This is a genomic window from Pseudomonas sp. P4_C3 (genome assembly GCF_056402075.1).
Genome location: NZ_JBFUIC010000423.1, coordinates 1 through 3,014 on the forward strand (window position 1 = coordinate 1; position 3,014 = coordinate 3,014).

General features: G+C 56.8%; 3 protein-coding genes. All 3 read right to left on the bottom strand.

From position 1 onward, the window contains the following. Positions 1 to 867 (bottom strand): class I adenylate-forming enzyme family protein (locus AC1DVH_RS28780; protein ID WP_477756635.1); only part of this gene is annotated, 867 nt, incomplete at its 3' end. Then, positions 864 to 2,162, bottom strand: coding sequence for an MFS transporter (locus AC1DVH_RS28785; RefSeq protein ID WP_477756636.1), 1,299 nt, complete (start codon positions 2,160 to 2,162; stop codon positions 864 to 866). The genes AC1DVH_RS28780 and AC1DVH_RS28785, both read right to left, overlap by 4 nt. Before the next feature lie 108 nt (positions 2,163 to 2,270). Continuing rightward, on the bottom strand, positions 2,271 to 2,657 hold the full coding sequence (locus AC1DVH_RS28790) for an ectoine synthase (protein WP_320390690.1): 387 nt from the start codon (positions 2,655 to 2,657) through the stop codon (positions 2,271 to 2,273). Between the last annotated feature and the right edge of the window lie 357 nt (positions 2,658 to 3,014).

A 3,014-nucleotide genomic window follows, 5' to 3' on the forward strand; every position in this document is an offset into this window, starting at 1 on the left:
CAATAGCTGTATATGCTTGGGAGGCAACGCTTGCCCGCTGCTGGCAATGTACTTCAGGGATTTGATTTTTTCCGGTTGAAACGTGTCGGGGTCGGCCTGCAAGAGGTAGTGAAAGGCGGGCGGCAGAATATGCATCCCGGTTATGCCTCGGCGTTGAATCAAATCGAGCAAGTGCTCCGGCTGCTCAGGCAGTGCATTTTCGGAAACCGAATGACCACCGCCGAGCAACGGCATCATGATGTTGTAAAAGCCGTAATCAAAATGCAGAGGTGAGAAGTTCAGAATGACCGCATCTGCGAAGTCCCCCAGATAACTGGAAACCGCCGTGTAGGCCGCCATCATATTGCTGTTGCTGACCGCCACGCCTTTCGAGTCTTTCGTCGAACCACTGGTGTGAAAGATGACGCGGACTTCACTGCCCTCAAGCCCCCCATCACACTCCGGGAACGCTTCATTCAACCCGGCAAATCGGCTGGTGTGCCAATCGCCCATGTGCAAGACGAACTGTAAATGGACCTTCCCGGTCAACTCATCGAGGCTGGCACTTGCCGGTACGATCAAGGTCTTTGCCTTGATATCGTTAAGTTGATGGATCAGTTTTTCGGCGGCGATACCGTAATGCATCAGCACCAGGACGAATCCGGCTTTCATGACGCCCAGCGCACAGGCAATGGTTTCGATGGAAGTGGGTGCATTAAGTGCGACCCGATCACTCGTCGTCATCCCCGTGCCCACTAACTGCCGGGCTACCACGCAGGCGAGTTCGTCCAACGCTCCGTAGGTGATCTTTCGGCCACTGATGGTCAGCGCAATCTTGTCCGGTGTTCGCTCGGCGTGGTCTTTTACATAGTCATGGAACTGTTTCATCTGGCCACCTCGCTGCCATCCGCCAAGGTTGACGACGAAGAGTCGTCTTCCCTGTTCGCCTGTACGGCTTCGTTGTCCTTGGGGACGAGCAGCACAATTGCCCCCACGATCACTTCGAAAATCCCGGCACCGACAATCACCAGGCCGGTTTCAAAACGGGCATACAGCGCAGCACCGCAGGCACCGGCAATCAGAATCGACGCACCCAGCGTGGCAAAGCGCAGCCTTGCCAGCCCGGCGATTTCGCTTTGCCTGAACCGGGTTTGAATGAGCAGAATGAATGAGATGTCGATCAGTGGCCCGCCGAGTGCCGCAAGACTTGCGCCAACCATCATCCCCGTCAGGACGTGTTCCGGTGGCAGGTACAGCACGGCCGCACCGATGATCGCGATGCCCAAGCCGTTGACCACGGAGCCGAAGGTAAACCCGTGATACAAGCGGTGGATCTGCAGATTGCCCACAACAAAAATGGAGATCAGGTTCCCTGCCCCGTATGCCCCCATGATCAGGCCGTAGGCAGCAAAACCCTGTACGCCGAATCCCTGGATATCGTATTTGACGACGGCCAGCGCCATGCCGATCGATATACCCACGCTCCAGGCAACATTGCCCAGTCCCGCACACACATACACCGCCTGCATCTGGCGGCGTCCCGCAAGACTTCTCCAACCGGCGGTAAATCCGGCACGCCGGCTTGTTGCCTTGACAGGTTGGCGCGGCAACGCTTTGCCCAGCTTCATGACCGCCCACGCGGAGATCAGGAAGGTGATGCTGTTCAGGGTAAACAGATGCTCGATCGGAATCAGCAGCGTAATCGCCGCTGCCAGCATTGGCCCGATCACCCGGGCGACCCGGATGATTGCATCGAACAGCGCGTTGACCGATTGCAACTGGTCCGGCGCCGCGACAATGCGCGGCAGACTGGCGCGCAGCGCCGGCTCGAACAACGAGTTGACGATCATCATGAGCATGAGCGGCACCGCCAGCATCCACAGACTCATGATGCCGAGCCCCCAAGCCAGCACCGGAATCAAGGCCAGCCCCGCTCGCGCCAGGTCGGCACCGATCATCGTGCGACGGTGGTCCCAGCGCTCTGCCCATATCCCCCCCAGCAAAGCACCTGCCAACGCAGCGGCACCGCGCAAGGCACTGAGCCAGCTCGCATCGGTTCCGGCGATCTGCACCGCCATCCAGGCGATGGCAATCGCGAAGAGTTCGTCACCGATCGAAGAGAGCGCCAACCCTCCCCACAGCAAGGCTACGGGCCGCTGAAGCAACGGCCTGAACAATTTCATATCATCAACTCCGCACAGTCACTCAACAGGACTGAAAAAGCCCCTGTCGTCTCGTTACTCGTTGGTTGGAAACGACTGGCCCGTCGAGCAGGCAGTCCATTTCGGAACTCAGTACGAAGAGGCACTCTGATTGTTTATAGAGTGGCGCTCGGTGCCTGCGAGGGGAGGATTGAAAACGCTGACCAGAATAAGGTCCGTGAACTTGCCACCACGCAGATAGTGACGATCATGTTTGTCCAGAACGTACATATCTCCCGGACGGATTGCATGGATGGTGCCCTCCATGTCTTCGATTTCGCCCTCACCACCGATGCAATAGCAAGCCTCGAGATGATTGCGATAATGAAGCAGCGATTCCGTACCGGCGCGAACCACCGTGTGGCAAATGGTGAAGCCGACTCCGTCCTGCTCTGTCAGCAGGCGGTGGCTGGTGCCTGATCCCCACTCGACGAAAAAATCGGTTTTCTCGACATCTCGGATGCTACGAACAAACATATTCAGTTCCTTGTGAATAGTTGACTTGCCGCTTCAAAAGTTCGATGCAAGCACAGCGGCTGCGTCGGTAAGGTTGAACAGGTAACGCAGAGGCAGGCTTGCACACAGCAAAATGTTCAACAGATCGCTTGAGGCGCCCCTTTCGAGGTAGCGCTGTCTTTCGCAAATAAAATGAAAACTAGCCCCCCAGATCAAGGGCAAATCACAACCAGATAACAGGATGCTTTCCTACAGCAAATGCAGGAAGTCTTGTCGAAGGACGTGCCTGTGGCACGCATGCCATTACGGCAGACCAGTCATTCCCTGACCCGGTTGTTGCTCCCTGAAGAGCCCTGATCCTACGTGTAAGAATTTAGG

Bases quoted from the DNA above. Each gene is read 5' to 3' on its own strand.
- AC1DVH_RS28785 (WP_477756636.1), bottom strand. From the start codon at position 2,162: ATGAAATTGTTCAGGCCGTTGCTTCAGCGGCCCGTAGCCTTGCTGTGG.
- AC1DVH_RS28790 (WP_320390690.1), bottom strand. From the start codon at position 2,657: ATGTTTGTTCGTAGCATCCGAGATGTCGAGAAAACCGATTTTTTCGTC.